General features: G+C 58.1%; 20 protein-coding genes and 1 tRNA gene. 15 read left to right on the forward strand and 6 right to left on the reverse strand.

Translation table 11 applies throughout. The features are described 5' to 3' along the window. Positions 1 to 13: 13 nt before the first annotated feature. From DIE08_RS29960 to DIE08_RS29995, 8 genes are read left to right on the forward strand one after another with little or no spacing between them, the layout of a single operon-like run. On the forward strand, positions 14 to 766 hold the full coding sequence (locus DIE08_RS29960; RefSeq protein WP_124905191.1) for a C40 family peptidase: 753 nt from the start codon (positions 14 to 16) through the stop codon (positions 764 to 766). Next, entirely contained in the window at positions 763 to 1,326 is a 564-nt protein-coding gene (locus DIE08_RS29965) for a tail assembly protein (protein ID WP_124626043.1), read from the forward strand. Before DIE08_RS29960 ends, DIE08_RS29965 begins: the two co-directional genes overlap by 4 nt. Continuing rightward, complete coding sequence (locus DIE08_RS29970) at positions 1,323 to 5,585, forward strand: phage tail protein (protein ID WP_124905193.1); 4,263 nt, start codon at positions 1,323 to 1,325, stop codon at positions 5,583 to 5,585. Before DIE08_RS29965 ends, DIE08_RS29970 begins: the two co-directional genes overlap by 4 nt. Then, positions 5,585 to 5,893, forward strand: coding sequence for a hypothetical protein (locus DIE08_RS36400; protein ID WP_124905195.1), 309 nt, complete (start codon positions 5,585 to 5,587; stop codon positions 5,891 to 5,893). Before DIE08_RS29970 ends, DIE08_RS36400 begins: the two co-directional genes overlap by 1 nt. Then, entirely contained in the window at positions 5,893 to 6,609 is a 717-nt protein-coding gene (locus DIE08_RS29980; RefSeq protein WP_124905197.1) for a hypothetical protein, read from the forward strand. The genes DIE08_RS36400 and DIE08_RS29980 overlap by 1 nt, the downstream gene beginning before the upstream one ends. Before the next feature lie 55 nt (positions 6,610 to 6,664). Further along, positions 6,665 to 6,958, forward strand: a complete 294-nt coding sequence (locus tag DIE08_RS29985; protein WP_059683600.1) for a phage holin family protein — start codon at positions 6,665 to 6,667, stop codon at positions 6,956 to 6,958. Continuing rightward, entirely contained in the window at positions 6,951 to 7,370 is a 420-nt protein-coding gene (locus tag DIE08_RS29990; RefSeq protein ID WP_124905199.1) for a glycoside hydrolase family protein, read from the forward strand. Before DIE08_RS29985 ends, DIE08_RS29990 begins: the two co-directional genes overlap by 8 nt. Next, on the forward strand, positions 7,367 to 7,846 hold the full coding sequence (locus DIE08_RS29995) for a DUF2514 family protein (RefSeq protein WP_124905201.1): 480 nt from the start codon (positions 7,367 to 7,369) through the stop codon (positions 7,844 to 7,846). The genes DIE08_RS29990 and DIE08_RS29995 overlap by 4 nt, the downstream gene beginning before the upstream one ends. A gap of 597 nt (positions 7,847 to 8,443) precedes the next feature. Here DIE08_RS29995 and DIE08_RS30000 read toward each other — a convergent pair. The 3 genes from DIE08_RS30000 to DIE08_RS30010 are packed head-to-tail and all read right to left on the reverse strand — an operon-like array spanning position 8,444 to position 10,542. Continuing rightward, the gene (locus DIE08_RS30000; RefSeq protein ID WP_124905203.1) at positions 8,444 to 9,088 is read right to left on the reverse strand and encodes a hypothetical protein; all 645 of its coding nucleotides are present in this window, start codon (positions 9,086 to 9,088) and stop codon (positions 8,444 to 8,446) included. Between the two features lie 3 nt (positions 9,089 to 9,091). Next, the gene (locus DIE08_RS30005) at positions 9,092 to 9,994 is read right to left on the reverse strand and encodes a hypothetical protein (protein ID WP_124905205.1); all 903 of its coding nucleotides are present in this window, start codon (positions 9,992 to 9,994) and stop codon (positions 9,092 to 9,094) included. A 56-nt stretch (positions 9,995 to 10,050) separates the two neighbouring features. After that, complete coding sequence (locus tag DIE08_RS30010) at positions 10,051 to 10,542, reverse strand: hypothetical protein (protein WP_124905207.1); 492 nt, start codon at positions 10,540 to 10,542, stop codon at positions 10,051 to 10,053. Between the two features lie 131 nt (positions 10,543 to 10,673). On the opposite strand from DIE08_RS30010, the gene DIE08_RS30015 reads away from it, so the two are divergent. The 3 genes from DIE08_RS30015 (at position 10,674) to DIE08_RS30025 (ending at position 12,404) form a co-directional block, all read left to right on the forward strand. Then, positions 10,674 to 10,997 carry a ribonuclease E inhibitor RraB gene (locus tag DIE08_RS30015; RefSeq protein ID WP_124905209.1) on the forward strand — a complete coding sequence of 108 codons (324 nt, stop codon included), beginning with the start codon at positions 10,674 to 10,676 and terminating at the stop codon, positions 10,995 to 10,997. A gap of 32 nt (positions 10,998 to 11,029) precedes the next feature. Continuing rightward, positions 11,030 to 11,734, forward strand: coding sequence for an SOS response-associated peptidase (locus DIE08_RS30020; RefSeq protein ID WP_124905211.1), 705 nt, complete (start codon positions 11,030 to 11,032; stop codon positions 11,732 to 11,734). A gap of 61 nt (positions 11,735 to 11,795) precedes the next feature. Continuing rightward, positions 11,796 to 12,404 (forward strand): hypothetical protein, encoded by a 609-nt coding sequence (locus DIE08_RS30025; protein WP_124905213.1) that lies wholly within the window; start codon positions 11,796 to 11,798, stop codon positions 12,402 to 12,404. Between the two features lie 375 nt (positions 12,405 to 12,779). Here DIE08_RS30025 and DIE08_RS30030 read toward each other — a convergent pair whose 3' ends face one another. Next, a complete protein-coding gene (locus DIE08_RS30030) occupies positions 12,780 to 13,391 on the reverse strand; it encodes a hypothetical protein (RefSeq protein ID WP_124905215.1) in 612 nt (203 codons plus the stop codon). Positions 13,392 to 13,517: 126 nt separating this feature from the next. After that, on the reverse strand, positions 13,518 to 14,420 hold the full coding sequence (locus DIE08_RS30035; protein ID WP_124905217.1) for an HNH endonuclease: 903 nt from the start codon (positions 14,418 to 14,420) through the stop codon (positions 13,518 to 13,520). Positions 14,421 to 15,613: 1,193 nt separating this feature from the next. Here DIE08_RS30035 and DIE08_RS30045 point away from each other — a divergent pair. Beyond that, complete coding sequence (locus DIE08_RS30045) at positions 15,614 to 15,850, forward strand: hypothetical protein (protein ID WP_124905219.1); 237 nt, start codon at positions 15,614 to 15,616, stop codon at positions 15,848 to 15,850. Positions 15,851 to 16,035: 185 nt separating this feature from the next. Here the strand turns inward: DIE08_RS30045 and DIE08_RS30050 are convergent, their stop codons facing one another. Next, positions 16,036 to 16,509, reverse strand: a complete 474-nt coding sequence (locus DIE08_RS30050; RefSeq protein ID WP_260436590.1) for a DNA cytosine methyltransferase — start codon at positions 16,507 to 16,509, stop codon at positions 16,036 to 16,038. A 79-nt stretch (positions 16,510 to 16,588) separates the two neighbouring features. Here DIE08_RS30050 and DIE08_RS30055 point away from each other — a divergent pair, with 79 nt between their 5' ends. The 3 genes from DIE08_RS30055 to DIE08_RS30065 all read left to right on the forward strand — a co-directional run bounded on the left by DIE08_RS30055 (position 16,589) and on the right by DIE08_RS30065 (position 17,932). After that, positions 16,589 to 17,176 (forward strand): hypothetical protein, encoded by a 588-nt coding sequence (locus DIE08_RS30055; protein ID WP_124905224.1) that lies wholly within the window; start codon positions 16,589 to 16,591, stop codon positions 17,174 to 17,176. Between the two features lie 237 nt (positions 17,177 to 17,413). Further along, on the forward strand, positions 17,414 to 17,713 hold the full coding sequence (locus DIE08_RS30060) for an H-NS family nucleoid-associated regulatory protein (RefSeq protein ID WP_059603047.1): 300 nt from the start codon (positions 17,414 to 17,416) through the stop codon (positions 17,711 to 17,713). A gap of 142 nt (positions 17,714 to 17,855) precedes the next feature. Next, a tRNA-Met gene (locus DIE08_RS30065) sits at positions 17,856 to 17,932 on the forward strand. Position 17,933 lies beyond the last annotated feature (1 nt).

A 17,933-nucleotide genomic window follows, 5' to 3' on the forward strand; every position in this document is an offset into this window, starting at 1 on the left:
GGCGGGTTTTTTTATGGACGAACGAATCAAGCAGGCGATTGCAGAACATGCGCTCGCCGAGTACCCGCGCGAGTGCTGCGGGCTCGTCGTGCGAACGGCGGCCGGTGAAGTGTATTTGCCAGGCCGAAACACGGCGGAGGCGCCAACTGAGCAATTCTCACTCGCAGCCGAGGATTACGCGGATGCCGAGGAAATGGGTGCAGTCCTCGCACTAGTGCATTCACATCCGAACGGTGTGGCGCAGCCCAGCATGGGCGACCGCGCAATGTGCGAACGCGCAGGCATCCCGCTGTGGGTGATCGTCTCGCTCGGCGTGCAGGTGAACGGCTCGATCGGCATAGACAACTGGTGCGAGTTCGGCCCGAGCGGGTACGTTGCGCCGCTGTATGGCCGGGAGTATGTGCATGGCGTGCTCGATTGCTATTCGCTGGTGCGCGACTGGTATCTCGCCGAGCGCGGGGTCTCGCTGCCGGATTTCGCGCGCAAGGATGGGTGGTGGAACGACGGGTATTCGAACCTGTACGTCGCGCACTACCAGGACGCGGGATTTCTCGACTTGGGGCGCGATGCACAGGCCGAGCCGGGCGACGTGCTGCTGATGCAAATCCGTAGCAAGAACGGTGTGCCGAATCACTCCGGCGTGTATCTCGGTGGCGGCATGTTCGCGCATCACATGTACGGGCGATTGTCATGTCGCGCTGTGTGGGGCTCGATGTGGCGAGACTGTTTAACGACGGTGCTGCGATACGTGGGAGGTGCCGATTGAACGAGAAATTGCGTGAGGTGAAGCTTTACGGGATCGCGGGGGCTCGGTTCGGCCGGGTTCATTGGTTGGCCGTGTCCTCGACTGCCGAGGCGGTGCGCGCGCTGTCCGTGTTGATTCCCGGCTTTCAGCGCTTCCTGCTTGAGGCGCGCGCGGAAGGGCTGACGTTTGCGGTATTCAACGGTCGCCGGAACTTGAGCAGAGACGATCTCGGCGCCCCGGTGGGCGATGACGCGATTCGTATCGCGCCCGTGATTATCGGGAGCAAGAGCGGCGGCTTATTCCAGACGATTCTCGGCGCTGCGTTGGCAGTGGTTGGCTTCGTGTTCCAGCAACCAACGCTGATCGGCCTGGGCGTATCGATGGCGCTCGGTGGCATCACGCAGATGCTGAGTCCGCAACAAGCCGGGCTGGCTGGTGTCGCGGACAACGGCACGTCGTACTACTTCAACGGCGCGGTGAACAGTGCCGCCCAGGGGGAACCGGTGCCGCCCGTGTACGGAGAGATGGTCGTCGGTTCGAAGGTCGCGAGCTCGGGCATCTATACAGAGGATCAGCTGTGAAAAGGATCTATGCGGAATCCGGGTTGAAGCGGATCAGCGGCGCGAAAGGGGGAGGGGGAGGCGGTAGTGGTGGCGGAGAATCGCCGGACAACCTGCATTCCGTCGCGCGCGCGAAGGTGCTCGACATCATTTCCGAAGGCCCGATCGTCGGGCTGGTGAAGGGCATGCAGTCGGTGTTTCTCGATGGCACGCCTATCCAGAATTCTGACGGCTCGGTCAATTTCCAGAATTACAGCGTCGACGTTCGCACGGGCACGCTGGATCAGGAATTCATGCCGGGCTTTCCGGCGGTTGAACGTGAATCGGCTATCGGTGTTCCGCTGACGTCTGACGCGCCGTGGGTGCGGCAGGTGCAGAACACTCAGCTTACTGCGGTTCGTATTCGATTCGGTGTGCCTGCGCTTCAGAAAAGCGATCCGTCGGCTGGCGTGTTCGGCCATCGAGTGGAATATGCGATCGATTTGTCGGTCGATGGCGGGTCGTATGCCGAAGTGCTGAAGGGGGCATTCGACGGCAAGACGACGTCGCTCTATGAGCGTTCGCACCGGATCGAGCTGCCGCGCGCGAAAACCGGTTGGCTGGTGCGCGTGCGACGCATCACGCCGAACGCGCACAGCTCGTTGATCGCCGATGCCGTGAACATCGAAGCGATCACGGAGGTGATCGACCGCAAGATGCGTTATCCGATGACGGCACTCGTCGGCATGACGTTCGACGCTCGGTCATTCTCGCAGGTGCCGGTGCGGTCGTATCACGTGCGTGGCCTGATCATTCGTGTGCCGTCCAACTACGATCCGGAGACGCGGACGTATTCCGGTCCATGGGATGGGACGTTCAAGCTGGCGTGGACGAACAATCCGGCATGGATTTTCTACGACCTGCTGCTGAATGATCGCTACGGGCTCGGTAAGACCGTCGACGCGTCGATGATCGATAGGTGGGGCTTGTACGAGATCGCGCGCTATTGCGATGTCATGGTGTCGGATGGCAGGGGCGGTGTTGAGCCGCGCTTCACGTGCAACTGTGTGATCCAGTCGGCGGCCGACGCGTTCAAGGTACTTCAGGACATCGCCAGCGTGTTTCGCGGTATGGCGTACTGGGGGCCGGGTGCGGTGGTCGCGTCGGCGGATATGCCCTCGGACCCGGTCTACGTGTATACGGGTGCGAACGTGATTGATGGTGCGTTTCGGTACGTCGGCAGTGAGCGCAAGACGCGATACACCGTTGCGCTCGTGAGCTACAACGACCCGACGAATCAGTACAAGCAGGTGGTCGAATACGTGCCGGACGATGATGGTATCGCGCGCTACGGCGTCATCAAGACGCAGGTAACGGCGTTCGGGTGCACGTCACAGGCGCAGGCGCATCGGCTTGGGCGCTGGCTTCTCCTGACGTCGCGCTACGAGTCTGGGACAGTGTCGTTTAAGGTCGGCATGGATGGTGTGCTGGTCGGGCCCGGGCAAGTGATCGCGATTGCCGATCCGCGGAAGGCTGGTCGACGCACCGGTGGCCGGATTCGGTCTGCGGCCGGAAATGTCGTCACGCTGGATAAGGCGCCGACCGTGTCACCCGGTGACCGTTTCACAGCGATCCTGCCGTCCGGCGTTGCGCAGTATCGCGCGGTGAAGTCTGTCGATGGCGATGTGCTCACCCTGGCGGATCGATTCGATGCCGATCCTGTGCCTGGTGCCGTGTGGATGCTGGAAAACAACGAGCTCGAGGCGCAGCTCTATCGGGTCGTCGGTGTGCAGGAAAGCGACGACGAAGGTCGAATCGAGTACACGATCACGGCGACAATGCACGAGCCGGGGAAATACGCGGCGATCGACGATGGCGCACAAATCCAGCAGCGGCCGCCGACAATCATTCCGCCATCGGTGCAGGCGTCACCGACGAACGTGCGGATCTCGACTTACTCGGCGGTCGACCAGGGCATTTCGAAAACGACGATGGTTATCGCGTGGGATGCCGCGGACAACGCTGTGACGTACCTGCCGGAATGGCGCAAGGATAACGGCGAGTGGGTGACGAGTGCGCGGACCGGCGGACTGCAGGTCGAGGTGCCGGGAATCTACCAGGGGCGCTACGTGGCCCGCGTGCGCGCGCAGAACGTGATGGGTGTCACGTCGCTGCCGACCGTCAGCGCGGAAACGCAGCTGAAGGGGAAAACGACGCCGCCGCCGGCGGTAGCATCGCTCAAGGCGGCCAGCGTCGTCTACGGAATCAATCTCGATTGGACGTTTCCTGCCGATGGCACTGCCGGCGATACGCAGCGCACGGAGGTGTGGTACAGCCGCACGCCGGATCGAACTGCCGCAATCAAGCTTTCGGATTACGCGTATCCACAGGCGTCGACGTTCATGCAGGGGCTCGCAGTCGGGCAGGTGTTTTATTTCTGGGCTCGACTCGTCGACACGTCGGGCAATGTTGGACCGTGGTATCCGGCGTCCGGCCCGGGTGTGCAGGGGCAGCCTTCGACAGATCAATCGGAGTATGAAAGGTATTTCGAGGGCCGAATTTCACACTCGGCACTTGGCGAGGATCTGCGGAAGCCGATCGATGCGATCCCGGGCATTCAGCAGGGTGTTTCGGACAACGCCGATGCGATTGCAAAGGAAGTCGCTGATCGAACGACGGCCGTTGCGGGCGAGGCACAGGCGCGCGCGGACGCCATTTCTAGGGAGGTGAAGGATCGCACTGATGCGATCGCGAAAGAGGCCACCGATCGGGCCAATGCAGTGGCCGAAGAGGCACGTCTGCGCGGGGCAGCCGTCACAGCGGAGCAGACGGCTCGACAAACGGCTGACGACTCGCTTGGCAAGCGAATCGATACCGTGACGGCGAGCGTCGGCGACGCCGCGGCCGCGATCAAGCAGGAGGCGACAGCGCGGGCCGACGCCGACGGTGCGCTTTCCACGCGTATCGATGCCGTCGTCACGAAGTCGAACGACAACGCCGCGGCAATCTCGTCGGAGGCGACTACGCGCGCGACAGCCGACACGGCGCTTGGCAAGCGCGTCGATGCAGTGACAGCCGACGTCGGTTCGAACAAGGCCGCGATTGCAGCCGAGCAGCAGGCGCGAGCCGATGCGGATGGCGCGCTGTCGACTCGCATCGACTCTGCTGTCGCGAAGTCGAACGACAACGCGGCTGCCATTTCGTCAGAGGTGGCTGCGCGCGCCAGCGCCGACGCGGCACTCGGTAAGCGTGTCGATGCGGTGACGGCCGACGTCGGTGCGAACAAGGCGGCGATCACGTCAGAACAGCAGGCGCGGGCTGATGCAGATACGGCGCTGGGCAAACGTGTCGATGCTGTGACGGCGACGGCCGGCGATAACGCGGCAGCAATCGTTGCGGAGCAGAGCGCGCGGGCGGCCGGCGACAAGGCGAATGCGGATTCGATTTCATCGCTGAAAGCAACTGTCGATTCCAATTCGGCGGCCATTCGCGAGGAGGCGTCCGCGCGAGCCGATGCCGACTCGGCGCTGTCGAAGCAAGTCAGCCAGGTCTCGGCGCAGATCAGCGGACCGATGGCGGGCGATACCGGGCAGGCAGCTGGCTCGACTGCCGTGATGGCCGGCGTGTATTCGGAGCAGGCTGCGCGCGCCGAGGCAGATATGGCGCTGGGGCAGCGAATTGATTCGGTCTCTGCCCAGATGCAGAACGGTCAGGCGTCGTTGTATGCCGATATTCGAACGGAGGAGCAGGCGCGCGTCGATGCGGTGAGTGCGCAGGCCGAGCAAATCACGACCGTTCGTGCGCAGGCGAATGCGAACGCTGCGGCGGTCCAGACGGTTGCGCAGTCGTATGCGGATCTGAATGGCCGTGTTTCCGCCTCGTACCAGATCAAGACGCAGGTGACGACGGACGGCCGTACCTACATCGCCGGCATAGGCATTGGTGTCAACAACAACGAGGGCGTTGTCGAGTCACAGGTGTTGGTGTCGGCGCAGCGCTTCGCAGTGGTGGATCCGAATAACGGTGGCGCTTCGATCGTTCCGTTCGTGGTGCAGGGCGGGCAGGTGTTCTTGCGCCAAGCGCTGATCGGCTCGGGTTGGATCACTAACGCGATGATCGGAAGCTACATCCAGTCTGACAACTACATCGCAGGGCAGCAGGGATGGCGGCTCGATAAGAGCGGCTGGTTCGAAATCAACTCGACCGATGGTCGCGGCAACCGCACGGTGATCGATAGCAATGGCGGGCGCGTGTACGACGCAAACGGCGTTCTGCGTGTTCGTTGGGGGGTATGGGGGTAATGGACGCGGGGTTCTGGGTTTGGGATGGCGCAGGCAGCATGGTCCTCGACGGTACGTCGCGGGCCGGGCGGGTCGTTGGGATCGTGTACACGGGAGGCGGTGCGGGGTCCAATCCGGCTGACTTGTCAGGGGGCACGCCGTTCTGGGCGTTCATGCCGCAGTGGATTTTTCGGCGTGTCGGCGGTGCAGAGCCTACGCCGGTTGTCGCGATCGATGCATTCGGAATCAGCTGGTCGTACAGCGGGAATAGCAGCGGATCGAACGCATACTCGCCGGTGCCTGGTTGGATTGTTTTCGGGGTGTATTGATGGACGCAGGATTTCAGGCATTTACGGACAGCGGCCTTTATCAGATCGATGGGAGAACACCGAACTATCAGATGGTGCGGGCGATGTCAGGGCAGGCGGTAGACACTTCGTTACCGCTTGCGGTCAACGATGTGGGGAAGCCGTTCCGCGCGACGCTTCCGAGCGTCGCATTCTCGTTTAACTCCACAGTCGGGCCGATGTATGGCGTGTACGCATCTGATGGCGTCGGGATTTCGGTTTGGAACGTGAACGTCGACGGTGGCGTTTATACGATTCGATTCGCAACTGAGCGCACATGCGTCGTCTATTTTTTTCTGTTCGATCGCACACCCCCCGTCAATAGTGGTTTCGGGTTTCAGGTGTTTGCGCCGGATACGAAGCTCATCGCGGACACGTCGGTGCCGTTCCTTCGTGTACTTGATGTGATCGTCGATCACTACGTGCCTGGCACCGGATTTGTGACGATTGGGGCGCCCAGGCCGCAGTGGAAGTCACGATCGTACGGCAGGCCTGTTTTGATTTCGGCTATCGCGCCGGTGCATGTCGGCTGGAGCTATGACCCCGCCGGCCTGGAGATGACGTCGATACGTGTGACTGGCGACACGATCGCATGGGGAACCTCGATGTGGGGAGGTGGGAGGAAGCCAAACTTTACGGGATTTAAAGAGCAGTGGCATCACATGTTCATGGTGCTGGATGCGACAGGGATTGTGTGATGGGCCGCCAATTTGGCGGCCTTTCTTTTTATGGGGCAGGAATCGGGGAGCAGTAATGCAAGAGCACGAAAAGACGATCTTGGAGTTAATCCTCATGGGCGGACTGATTGGAATTGCGAAGGTTTTGGTCGGTAGCGAACAGCTGACGTTTCGGCTCGTAGCTGGGCGTGCGGTGCTCGGTTCGGCGACGTCGATGGTCGCCGGTCTGGCGCTGTTGCAGATCCCTGATTTGCCGCCGATCGCGTTGCTAGGCCTCGGGAGTGCGTTTGGCATCGTCGGGTCGCAGTACCTCGAGGTGCTGCTGCGCAGAAAGGCAAAGCAATTGTTTGGGGAGAGCAAGAATGGGTAATTACGACGCGGCCGCTCTGAAGGCCGAACTGATGCGCGACGAAGGGCGCAAGTACCGCATCTACACCGACACGGTAGGCAAGGTGTCAGGCGGTATCGGCCGCAATTTGACTGACAAGGGTTTACGGGACAGCGAGATCGATCTGATGTATGAGAACGATCGAGCCGAGACCGAGGCATGGCTCGACCGCAATCTGCCGTGGTGGCGAGCGCTGGATCCGGTGCGCCAGCGTGTGATGATGAACATGGCGTTCAACATGCAAGGGAAGCTGCTCGGGTTTCGCAAATTTCTCGCGGCGGCGCAACGCCGTGACTGGAGCACGGCCTCAGCCGAAATGCTCGACAGCCTGTGGGCGCGGCAGGTCGGGGATCGCGCAAAGCGCCTCGCATCGATGATGCGGAGCGGCGCATGACTTGGTTCGATCCTCGCCTCTGGCTGGTCGTTATCGCCGCAGTGTTCGTTGGTGCTGCGGCTGGGTATTCGAAGGGGCATCGCGACGCCGACCAATCTCACACAGTTGAAACGCAGGCGCAGCGAATTCGGGATCTCGTCACTGAGCGTGACAAGAGCGACCGGATCGCTCGCCAACAACAGAAGGACGCTGAAGATGCTTCGAAAAAACGAGACCAAGCGCGCGCTGATGCTGCCGCTGCTGCTTCCACTGCTGACGGCCTGCGCAAGCAAGTTGCCGAACTCGTCGAGCGATCGCGCGGTTCCGCCCCTTCGGCCAGAGGCCCGGCAACCGGCAACGCCCTCGATCTGCTCGCCGACGTGCTCGGCCGGACTGACGAGGCTGCGGGAGAGTTCGCGCGAATCGCTGACGAGCGAGGCATCGCCGGCCGGCAGTGCGAGCGCGACTACGACGCCCTGACGGCTGTGGCACATTAGCTATATAAGGCTGGACCAGACCAAGCAGACAGCGTCAGATGGTCTGACTCAGTTCGGCCAATAGTTGCCGTTCGCGCGACACGGAAGGCCGTCATTCCAATGACCGGAGCACTTCGGAACGTGCCGGATGGCCGATGGAGCCATGTCGACCGATGCGCGACAATCAGGTATAGGCCTCGGTTGGGCAACTATCCGGCTTTCGGGTGTCGCTTCACCCTTCCAGAGTCGCTGCGCGAGACGAAGCGGCTGCGACTTGAATGATTTTCTAGGCATCAGTGCGCGAAATCGCCTTAAGGCTCGTTCTAGGGGCCACTCGGAGAACGACAGTACTCTGTTGCATAGAGGCGGCGTTGATCGACGCCGCCTCTTCGAACGTCAACAACGATAGATGAAGCGGCAACGATAATGAATCAGTGTCTATCGCCAATCGAAGCAAGTCGGCCTGGGTATCATTCTCGCAAAAAATCATTAAGTCGATATCTGACGCGTCTGGGCAGTCTCGGTTGAGTGATCCGAACAAATGCCACTCTGTTCCGCTGGCGACCGGTCCAAGCGACACGGCAAGCTTTCTCAGGGCAGCTATGACACTTGAACGAGTCATCTTGAGAGACGTTGCATCAGATCTCCAAACGTAAGCGCCTGAGCTCCCATGGATCCGGCTGCCGCTTCCGCCTGCCCTGTTATAGAGCCATAGCTGGACGACTTTACTACTACATCAAAGTGGCCCACGCGAGTTCTTGCATTGCGCACGTCTTCAGCGCTCATATTGTATGCGTCTATCACTGCAACTGTAAGACTTGCTCCGCTCCGACGATCCACTCGAAAAACCGAGTCATATAGATACGAAATGGTTGAAACGTTGGTGTGTTGCGCCATGGCGTTTATGAAGAACCCCATGTTCTTGTCACGGAAGGAATCAACTGCCTTTGTGGCAGCTGCACGAGCTATATCGCCCATCGTACCGAACGCTGCCGGCACGGAATGAACGAAGTCGATCGCGGGCCCACTCCACAACGCTTTCGACGGCACGTTCACCACGAGTTGAGGCTTATTTTCTGCGCCAAAGAGCGGTTGTACGTGCGAAACTTGAACAACATCTTGGACGCCCAACACTGCTACCACAAATGTGTAATCGCCTTTCGACTCGATGACTAAGAATCCCTCGGGAGTTTGGTCCACGACCTTCAGCTCCCGTTCATTGTTTGTAAGCTTCTCGGCTACCCAATTCGTCACATTGCTCATGCATTAGTCCTCGAATATGTTGGACAGTTCTTCAGGGAAGCGAGAAGCATCCTGCTTGTCCCCTTCAATGTGGAAGGCCTCAAGGTCGTCGATATGTTGGCGGAATTGCTCAACAGTCAACTTTTCACCGTCTCGAAGCAAATGACGGTTAGTGTCGAGAACAGAAAGTATTCGCCGACTATTGGGTACGATGCGTGTAAGCATTTTACGCTTCCATTGCTCCGCAGCGCCGCTCTCAGGATTTCGAGCGGCTTCTATGTGGGGCCCGTATTGCTGGAAGATTGCGAAATTTTGAGCGAGGAGAGGCTCTACGATTTGGCGGGCGGCGGCGCGTTCGTCGAACCGCACAGCACCAAACAGGCCTTGAAGCTTATGCGCGTGCTCACGCTTCCATCCGAGCATCATCACGTCTGGGAAGGCATCCGGCGCCTTGTCAACCATAGTGTGGCAGTTTGCGCAGAGAACGATTAAGTTTTCGAAGGCGCCGCGCTCCTCTTTACTAAGCTCGGATTTCGCTCTCGGGCCGTTGTCGTTTGCGGCAAAGATATGTGCCATTTCAGCAATGTGAAACGACTCGCCCGCCGCATCAACGAAGAGCTCGTTCGCGCAGCCAGGATTCTGACAATACCCCGCAGAGGCAGCAAATAGTCGTCGTTGGGTGTGTGCATCGGGTGACGCGGCACCTCTAGAACAAGCCATGTTCATCCACCTTATCAAGTCGTCAGTATTATATTTCGGCTGACCAGATCGCTGCGCGTCCAGCGGTTCGAAAGCAAAGGGTGCCCCTTCGCGCGGCGAGGGCCTGACAGCCGGAACGACCGTTGTGCTCCGGAAGGAGTCTTCAATGGACGTCTCGAAGAAGGACCGCATCGGGTCGATCACGGCCCTTGATGAGGTGACGTCCAAGTAATCTCAGACTTGATCTGACTCTGACCGAGAGGTCAGGTCTAGACCTACACACATTAGCGCATACCGGCTCGTGTCATCTCTGCTCTAAGCAGATGCATGAGGCGATACAGCTGACCTTGCGCGCCGGCCAGATCGCCTTTGTTCGCTACGTTCTTGTCTGTGTAGACGTACCATTCTTCGACCCGCTCAAGCGATTTGCGAAGCGCGCGGATCTCAAGTATCAGCCAGCGCACTTGAAGGTCGGTGTACTCGCGCCAAAGCGCGCGTAGCTCGGCGTCCGTTGGCGCGTCGAACTCGGGTATCGCCGCCTTCATCTTGAAGCGTGGATCCGTGAGAGGCACCCGATTTCGATCGATCCTAGTCGCCTCGATCGGGTGGTAAGGGGCGAGAAAGACCGATCGCTCGTCGTTCTCGATCCAGCACTCGAATTCACGTTTTGTGAGCTCAACCGGGGTCCTCAGGCGTTGTTTGTCGCCCTGGAACCCGTACTCCCAGATGTAAGCCCACTGCGGCTTGATCACGTCGTCACCACTGTATAAAAACACAGTGTATCGCGCTGCACGATGCCGATGTCAAGTCGCTGAAATAGGGAGCGGATGACGCTGCTGGTGGTGATACGATCAATTTAGGTCTGAGATAAAAAGGGGACCGGATCGTGTCGACAGTCGCAACGCTGATGGATACTGCCGTCGCTGACGTTGAGCTCCTGCGCGTGCTGGATGCCGACGGAGACGACTTCAGCATTCCGCGTGACGTGGAATTTCTGCTACGTGGTTCATCCGCGGAGAAGGCATCGATCGTTGCAAGCTTCGTCAATGACCATCAGTACGGCCGAGCGTCTCTCGATCAGTCGGGAGAAATTTATCGTGTCCTGGTGGTGATCAACATGCCCATCCAGCAACACAATATCTTGTCCGTTTCCGGTTTCATGGCATGTCTTTGCATGCTCTACGGTCTGGAATATGACGGGTGGGGGTGCCTTGCCCAGAAGCGCCAGTAAATTGCGGTCTGTCACATTGGAGGTGTCCAGCGATGTGCACACGTTACCGAGCGCCGCACGAGGACTACGAGCTCCGAGAACTGCGGATCGAGCCGTTCAGCGAGATCTACCGGCGTTTCCCGTGGGAACCCGAGATCTACCAAGACTATCTGGCACCAATTGTCGCGAGTGTCGATGGGCGAATCGAACCTCTGGTCGCAGGATTCGGCTTCTGGCCACGCGCGCTGCAGAAGTCCAACGTCGAGAAGGCGAAAGAGCAGGGCAAGAAGCCGCCGATCATCCGCAGCACGATGAACGTGCGCGACGACAACCTCGGGAAGTCGCCCCTATATGGGCCTGCATGGCGCGCCGGGCGTCGCTGCCTGATTCCGGCCGACTGGGTCTACGAGCCGTGCTACGAGACGGGGAAGAACGTGTGGCACCGGATCGGCCTGACCGATTGGCGCACAATGTGCGTTGCCGGCATCTGGCGGACGCTGCAGGGCCAGGACGGTGCCGAGCATCACACGATGTCAATGATCACGGTAAACGGCGACGGGCACCCGATCTTTTCTCGGATGCACAAGCCAGATGACGAAAAGCGAGCTGTCGTGATTCTGCGGCCTGATGACTGGGAAGAGTGGTTGACGACGTCGAACGTCGAGGCGGCGCGCGCGATGCTGCAACTTTATCCGGCGGATGCAATGACGAGCGAACCAGCACATCATCGCCCCAATAATGAGGGCGGAAAAGGCTAGTAGCTTACAATTCAGGTGCTGACTAATCCAACAAATACCGACAGATCTCACCGCACGCACGATGAAAAATTTCATAAATTCGCTCAGATTGACGGTCTGGACGGCCGATTTTGCATGGAAGGTTCTCACCTTTCTCGTTCCCGTGGCCAGTGGTACGCTGGCCAGCGTGTTGGCAGCTGGTACACAAGTATTTCACTCGCTTGGTATGCTCGCGTGGTTTGGCATTGGGTTGTCCGCTGCAACGCTAACTGCCCTGACAATCTACCTTGTCCGAGCCTCGCAACTTGCGGCTGCAAAGGCTGAAAGTATTGCAGCCATTGCGACAAGGTCGACTCGAATAAATCCGCTCCACGCAAATTTTTCAGATGAAGTCATTCATCTCTCTGATCTGCATTTGCCAGGATTGCAACTCCACAAGCATAAGCAATTCAGAAATTGTAAATTTGTTGGCCCAGGAGCGATTGCGCTGCTGGGTTCGACGCTGGTTAAGTGCAGCCTCAACGATGTCGGCGACATTCTGACAATCCCGGATGCAACTATCGTGGGAATCACGGTGTTCGAGGGATGTACGTTCGAGAATTGTGAGTTCTGGCGGATGACTGTAGTCATTAGGAAGGGGGATGTTGAAACGTTCCGGAAGGTTCCTAACGCAAGAGTGGCGACGTGGTAATGCGGGTGCGGGAAGCCAGATCAGTAATGATCGGACGGCAAAACTGTTGAGGGAGAATTAGCGGCATATGCAGAACATCGGGCCTGCGTGCACGATGCTGCAGTTCTATGCGGCCGATCAGAATGCTGCCGAACTGAAGGCAAACCGACGGCTACTTTTTGCTGGAAGATGGTAGGAATGGCCCTCGTCGGACACGACTGAGCGATGGACGCATATTCCAATGTTCTCGCGCAACTTATTGATTTTCCGTGATAATGTATAAGGATTGTGATTCCTGTTTTTGTGAGTTCGAGTCGCATCACCTGATCGTTTTTCGGATGCACAAATCTCGCGACGAGAAGCGGTCAGTGCTGATCCTGCATCCTGCACGGGCAATTATTTATGAGATTTGTTCGCAGGTTTCGAACTGGGCTCGTCAATACGCTTGGGTGGGTGCTGGGCCGCCTTTAATGGTTTGCCGTCATAGGTGATAGTGCCAATTCCTTCCGAATATCTTACGTACGAGATGTATGGAAATTTGTCTATATTGGATTCTGAAAGCATTTTGGCTATTTGGGGGTTGAGTTTCTCAAGATTTGGGCCTGGTGTCGCCAGGATGACGAATTCCTCGCCTGGTAAGAGCCGTTCAACTTTGATTTTTGTGTTTTTTATTAATACCTCACCTTCATTTGAGATGGCTTCGCTTACTATGTCAGGAAGGTAATTTACGCGTTGATCGGCTTGAGTTGTAATCGTGATTTCTAGTTTAGTGGCAGGTGCGTTCCCCTGATTGACAACCGTACATGTCGCAGCTAACACGGAGTCGGCTGGTGCGCTGCTCGAGCAATCAATCTTAATTTTTGGGGTGAAGAAAAATGCAGATAGAAGCGGAGCCGTGACAACCAGCTGGATGCAACTTACCGCCAGAGCCAGCAGTGCTATTGTTGTGGCGGCGTTGTGTGGCCATCGTATTGATTTCAATTTGTTGGCGATGGATCTGAGTGGCATTTCGTAGTCTTGTGGCGTTTATTTCAGAGCTGTCAAATATATGACAGGTATTGTGGCTAGGGACTGAGATGTGCCCGAAAAGGAGCGTTCAGGTTTCTGATGTGTCCCGTGAGGCGGTGCACATTACTATGAAAAATTAAATCGAGCGCGATGGCGCGCCAAAAATATCCTACTCTCGTTGGGGATGTTTATAAGTTGGGTATGCTTGTCAAGAGATAGTAGTTGCCGATCTTTCGTTGATAGCGTGCTTTTTATCAGGATGTGGCCATTGTTGTCGAATGAAATCAGGCCTCTGTCAAACAGTCGATCGATATGTGGGGCAAGCAGTAACCCGTTATAGGGATTGATTCGCTCAGCGTTTGTGCCTAGACTCCACGCATGAATGTGCGACGCAATGAGAAGGTCCGGGTTTGCAAGGCCCGTGAGCGAACATTGACCGTTCCACATCTTGAGCAAATCCGCTCGAAATTTTCCCTGACCGATGCGGGCTTTCACAATCGCGTCGCGATCCGTCTTCGATATCTTCTTCCCGTACCCGCCATCGGTTATGAGCGCGTCTTCGAACCGTTCGATTACCCCGGATGCCTCGAGCAGGTAGGCGCCAGCATCTTTCGGCAGGTGCGCCATATAAATTTGCTTGAGGGTGCCCGTGCTGGTGAACAGGGATGGTGATGTGCGCTCGTCAAAGCATGACATGAATTCGGCGGAGACATCATCACGAAGCACCGGCGTCTTCAGTTCAATCAGTTGGACATCAACGCGATGTCCGCCGGCATTCCATTCGGAGAAGGAGCGGCTAGGGGGTCTCGGATCCGCATACGAGTCCTTGATCGCCTTGGCAATATGAGAGATGCGCTGACTGTGGCAGCAGAAGATCAAGTCCCCAGCCTTGACCTTCGCCACATTGTCCCAGTGCTCCAGGTGCTGTACCTTGCCCGATTGCGTGATCGTGTGTTGTGGCGCCCAGAGAAAATTGCCGCTGAGTACTTCATTGATCGTCAGCCCGACGTTTACCCAATAGAACTCCATTGCCCCGTAGCCCCGATTGTTGTGCCCGTGAAACGTTACCTGTCTTTTCTCGGTAGTGGAAGGGGGCAGATCAGGGTGCGCGAATGTTTAGGTTCACGGCCGCCTCGGGGACAATTTCGGGGACAACCGCGGGGATCGACGGGGGATAGATCATCCCGAGAATTCGAAAATCATAGGGAAAACAAAGGCATATGCCCCCGGCATCCCCCTTGGCACCCCGCCTAATTGGGTTCGAGTCCCATCAGCCACCCCAAAGAATTCCAAGCGGTATCCAGTAGTTAGAAACGGCACTGTCCAAAAAGACAGTGCCGTTTTTGTTTTGGAATTCCCTAATTGGGAATTACATACCTCCCCGCTTCACCATCTTCGTTCGATCGTAGACGCGCGCCGTCGTCGCCGGATTCGCATGCGGATCCGGCAACTCGCCACGTTCCGCCTTGTGCCGAGTCACGTAATACGCGCGCAGGTCGTGGAACGTGAAGCGTCACCCGATCTTCTTCAGCTCCAACGCCTTGCTCATCAGCTTCGACCACTCGGTCTTGAAACCGGCCGGCGAGTAGTGGGTCGCGTAGCGATTGGAGAACACGTACAGACAGTCGTCGCAGGCGCGCAATGAGTTCCGACAGGGTGGGCGTGATCTCGATGTGCTTGATGACTTCGCCGCGTTTCTTTCCGCGCTGCTTCGCGCGCTTAACCCTGTTCACGCCTGCCGCTTCGTCGATCTGCGGCCAGGACTGATACCCAGACGCAAAGTGGCGCACGTAACGTCCAAGAGGACGTCTACAAAGCCCGCAAAATCGAAGTCGTTACCGGCGACCCACTTTCCGACAGCGTCTTGATGAGCGCCTCAGACCGCGCGGCGGCGCGCGTCTCCTGTTCTTCCCACCTCAGGCGCTCACGCATCGATTCGCGCGTTTTCTCGCGCACGAACCGCGTTCTCCATGTGGATGAACGCGGCTTCGATACCGAACGCAGCGAAGAACGTCTCGTAATTCACGTCCTCGTCGAACTACGGGACTGCCGGGCGCGACAGCATGCCGTACTCGTCGCACGATCGCGCGCGACGCAGCCCCTCGAGGCTTGCCTGCGCGGTTGCGCGCAGGGTGTCGGTGGTGGTCATGGTGTAGTCCTCAGGACGTCGGAGCGTTGTATTGCATTCGTGCTAGGCTCCCAGTCATATTGCGGAGGTTGTCATGCAGCGAACAATCCAGTACCGCGGCTTTGAAATTGATGTCCAACTGACCTCATCCGCTCCGGACATGTACGACGTCACCTTCCAGATAAGGGGTCACGACAATCTCGGTATCCTCGGTGCGCGTGGACATCGGATACAGATTCGAAACGGCCCATTTACCCGACGCTGGGCATACCTCGTGGCCGAGATCGCGGGTCAGGCGGCAATTGATGTTTTGCTTGGTCCCGCCGAGTGATCTGCGTCCTTGGCCGTCAATTCGAGAGCTAGGCCCTTTCCTTGCCTAAGGTTCTAGGCCGGCGTGCCGTTATCTCCTGAGGACAGTCCTCGTGCCTCGATTGCTGTTCTGTTTTCTTGCCCGCTCGCGTTCTGCGTGAGCGGGCTATTTTCGTTTTGGGGTGGTCATGGTGTGGTCCTCGGTGGTCAGGCCGCGACGTCGGGACACACGCTGTTGCCGATCATGCGTACCTGCGCCGATTTCGACAGCGGCTCGCCGTTGACGACCGGGTCGAGCACGTAGCTGTCGGGGAGCCCCTGCGCGCGGGCCAGCTCGCGCGGTGTGAGCATGCGCATGCCGATGTCGACGATCGCGTCGTCTTTGCCGTGGATCGTGATCAGGCCGATGCGATCGCGCGTCGGGAACGTGTGCAGCGGCGCGCGCGCGTCCTGCCACTGGCCGCCCTCGCTGTAGTACTTGATCAGGAGCGCGCGTACGTCGGCAGGATGCGTGCCGCCGGCGCTGACCGTGTGCAGCGGGTCGTCGGCCGGCGCGCCTTCGCGGCTCGTGCCGCGCGACTTCACAAGGTTCGATGTCACCTGGTGATGATGGTCCTGCGTCGTGATCGTGCCGATCGACGCGTCGAGCCGGGCGATTCGTGTCCACCGTAGGAGTTGCATGAGCGCGACAAGGACGAGTATAAAAAGATGAAGGCCGGTCAGAGCAAAGGCCATCGATGGACCTATTCAGGTATTTGTTATGCCGATCACATTCTCCGAAACTAAGTGGTGGTTGTGTGCAGCGGCACTTTCGATTGCCGCAAGCGCGTTCGCAGAGACTGCAGCACCCAATTCAATCCGGCTATCGAATGGCCGTGAGATGCAACAAGACGGTAAGCACTTGGTTGAGGTCGATGCTGGACACCATCGCTCAGCGACGGTGCAATTGCCGCTCGCACTTCGTCGGGCCGTAGCTTCTGCGTCGAGTATCGGATTCCCATCGGCGAGCTCGAAGGTCGCCGACGGGAAGGAATTCGTATTGGTTGTTGTGAATCAGTCGTCCAGCAACAATCCGATGGGCTTCTGCGGCTCAGGAGAGGAGGGTACCCTCTACGTCCTCCAAATGAAGGGAAATGTCGCCGCCTCGAAGTATGCGGTGCCCGTGCAAAGCTGTTTGAATAGCGTGTCGCTCGACACCGACGTGAACAATCGCTCACCGTACCTCGCGATCGAATGGCTAGACGGCTCCCCGGGTTTCAAGATTGCATGGACCAATATCGACGATGCTGGTCCCGCCACCCGTGAGTATCGCTACAACGGCAGTACATTTGTCGAAAGCAAGAAGTAGTTTTTGTCGAGACCGGCTTGCAAAAATTCTGCGACTTCGTCGGCAGTGGGCCGAGTAGCTCGGTCTGGTCGACGAGCGTTCTTGCGATCAGGTGTCGTACCTCTGAAATTGAAGTTGTGCGGTTTCCTGCGGGTAACCGAGGTTTCCATTGGAATCTGCACTTGCAGGATATCGATGTGCTCCTTCGCTTAAGCCAAAGCGTCTATCATATGCATAACACAACAATTGGAGGAATGCATGGCCACCTACAAGGAACTGAAAGCCCAAGCGGAGGCATTGGCCGAGAAAGCAGAGGCTGCGCGCCGGGCTGAGATGCAATCCACTATTGATGACATTCGTGCCAAGGTCGCGGAGTACGGCATCACCGAAAAGGACATCTTCGGAGTGCGTCGTGGCAAGTCGGCAAAGCAACCGAAGGCTCCGGCGGAGGCGAAATATCGCGATCCGAAGACTGGCGCGACCTGGTCGGGCCGTGGCCGTGCGCCGGCTTGGATTAAGGATGTCAAGAATCGGAATCGATTCCTGATCCAGGAGTAAATCGACTTTGGGGCTGTAAACTCGCTCGCGTTTCGTTGTATTGACGACGTCGGGCGCGATGTGCGTCCAAGCGAAGCCCGCATGCGAAAGCAAGCGGGCTTTTTTGATTGCAGTGATGCGCCAGTTCGCCTACAATCACGGCCGCGGGGTGGAGCAGTCTGGCAGCTCGTCGGGCTCATAACCCGAAGGTCATAGGTTCAAATCCTATCCCCGCAACCAA

The organism is Burkholderia sp. Bp9004, from assembly GCF_003858025.1.
Lineage (GTDB): Bacteria > Pseudomonadota > Gammaproteobacteria > Burkholderiales > Burkholderiaceae > Burkholderia > Burkholderia diffusa.

Bases quoted from the DNA above. Each gene is read 5' to 3' on its own strand.
- DIE08_RS29960 (WP_124905191.1), top strand. From the start codon at position 14: ATGGACGAACGAATCAAGCAGGCGATTGCAGAACATGCGCTCGCCGAG.
- DIE08_RS36400 (WP_124905195.1), top strand. From the start codon at position 5,585: ATGGACGCGGGGTTCTGGGTTTGGGATGGCGCAGGCAGCATGGTCCTC.
- DIE08_RS29980 (WP_124905197.1), top strand. From the start codon at position 5,893: ATGGACGCAGGATTTCAGGCATTTACGGACAGCGGCCTTTATCAGATC.
- DIE08_RS29985 (WP_059683600.1), top strand. From the start codon at position 6,665: ATGCAAGAGCACGAAAAGACGATCTTGGAGTTAATCCTCATGGGCGGA.
- DIE08_RS29990 (WP_124905199.1), top strand. From the start codon at position 6,951: ATGGGTAATTACGACGCGGCCGCTCTGAAGGCCGAACTGATGCGCGAC.
- DIE08_RS29995 (WP_124905201.1), top strand. From the start codon at position 7,367: ATGACTTGGTTCGATCCTCGCCTCTGGCTGGTCGTTATCGCCGCAGTG.
- DIE08_RS30000 (WP_124905203.1), bottom strand. From the start codon at position 9,088: ATGAGCAATGTGACGAATTGGGTAGCCGAGAAGCTTACAAACAATGAA.
- DIE08_RS30015 (WP_124905209.1), top strand. From the start codon at position 10,674: ATGGATACTGCCGTCGCTGACGTTGAGCTCCTGCGCGTGCTGGATGCC.
- DIE08_RS30020 (WP_124905211.1), top strand. From the start codon at position 11,030: ATGTGCACACGTTACCGAGCGCCGCACGAGGACTACGAGCTCCGAGAA.
- DIE08_RS30025 (WP_124905213.1), top strand. From the start codon at position 11,796: ATGAAAAATTTCATAAATTCGCTCAGATTGACGGTCTGGACGGCCGAT.
- DIE08_RS30030 (WP_124905215.1), bottom strand. From the start codon at position 13,391: ATGCCACTCAGATCCATCGCCAACAAATTGAAATCAATACGATGGCCA.
- DIE08_RS30035 (WP_124905217.1), bottom strand. From the start codon at position 14,420: ATGGAGTTCTATTGGGTAAACGTCGGGCTGACGATCAATGAAGTACTC.
- DIE08_RS30045 (WP_124905219.1), top strand. From the start codon at position 15,614: ATGCAGCGAACAATCCAGTACCGCGGCTTTGAAATTGATGTCCAACTG.
- DIE08_RS30050 (WP_260436590.1), bottom strand. From the start codon at position 16,509: ATGCAACTCCTACGGTGGACACGAATCGCCCGGCTCGACGCGTCGATC.
- DIE08_RS30055 (WP_124905224.1), top strand. From the start codon at position 16,589: ATGCCGATCACATTCTCCGAAACTAAGTGGTGGTTGTGTGCAGCGGCA.
- DIE08_RS30060 (WP_059603047.1), top strand. From the start codon at position 17,414: ATGGCCACCTACAAGGAACTGAAAGCCCAAGCGGAGGCATTGGCCGAG.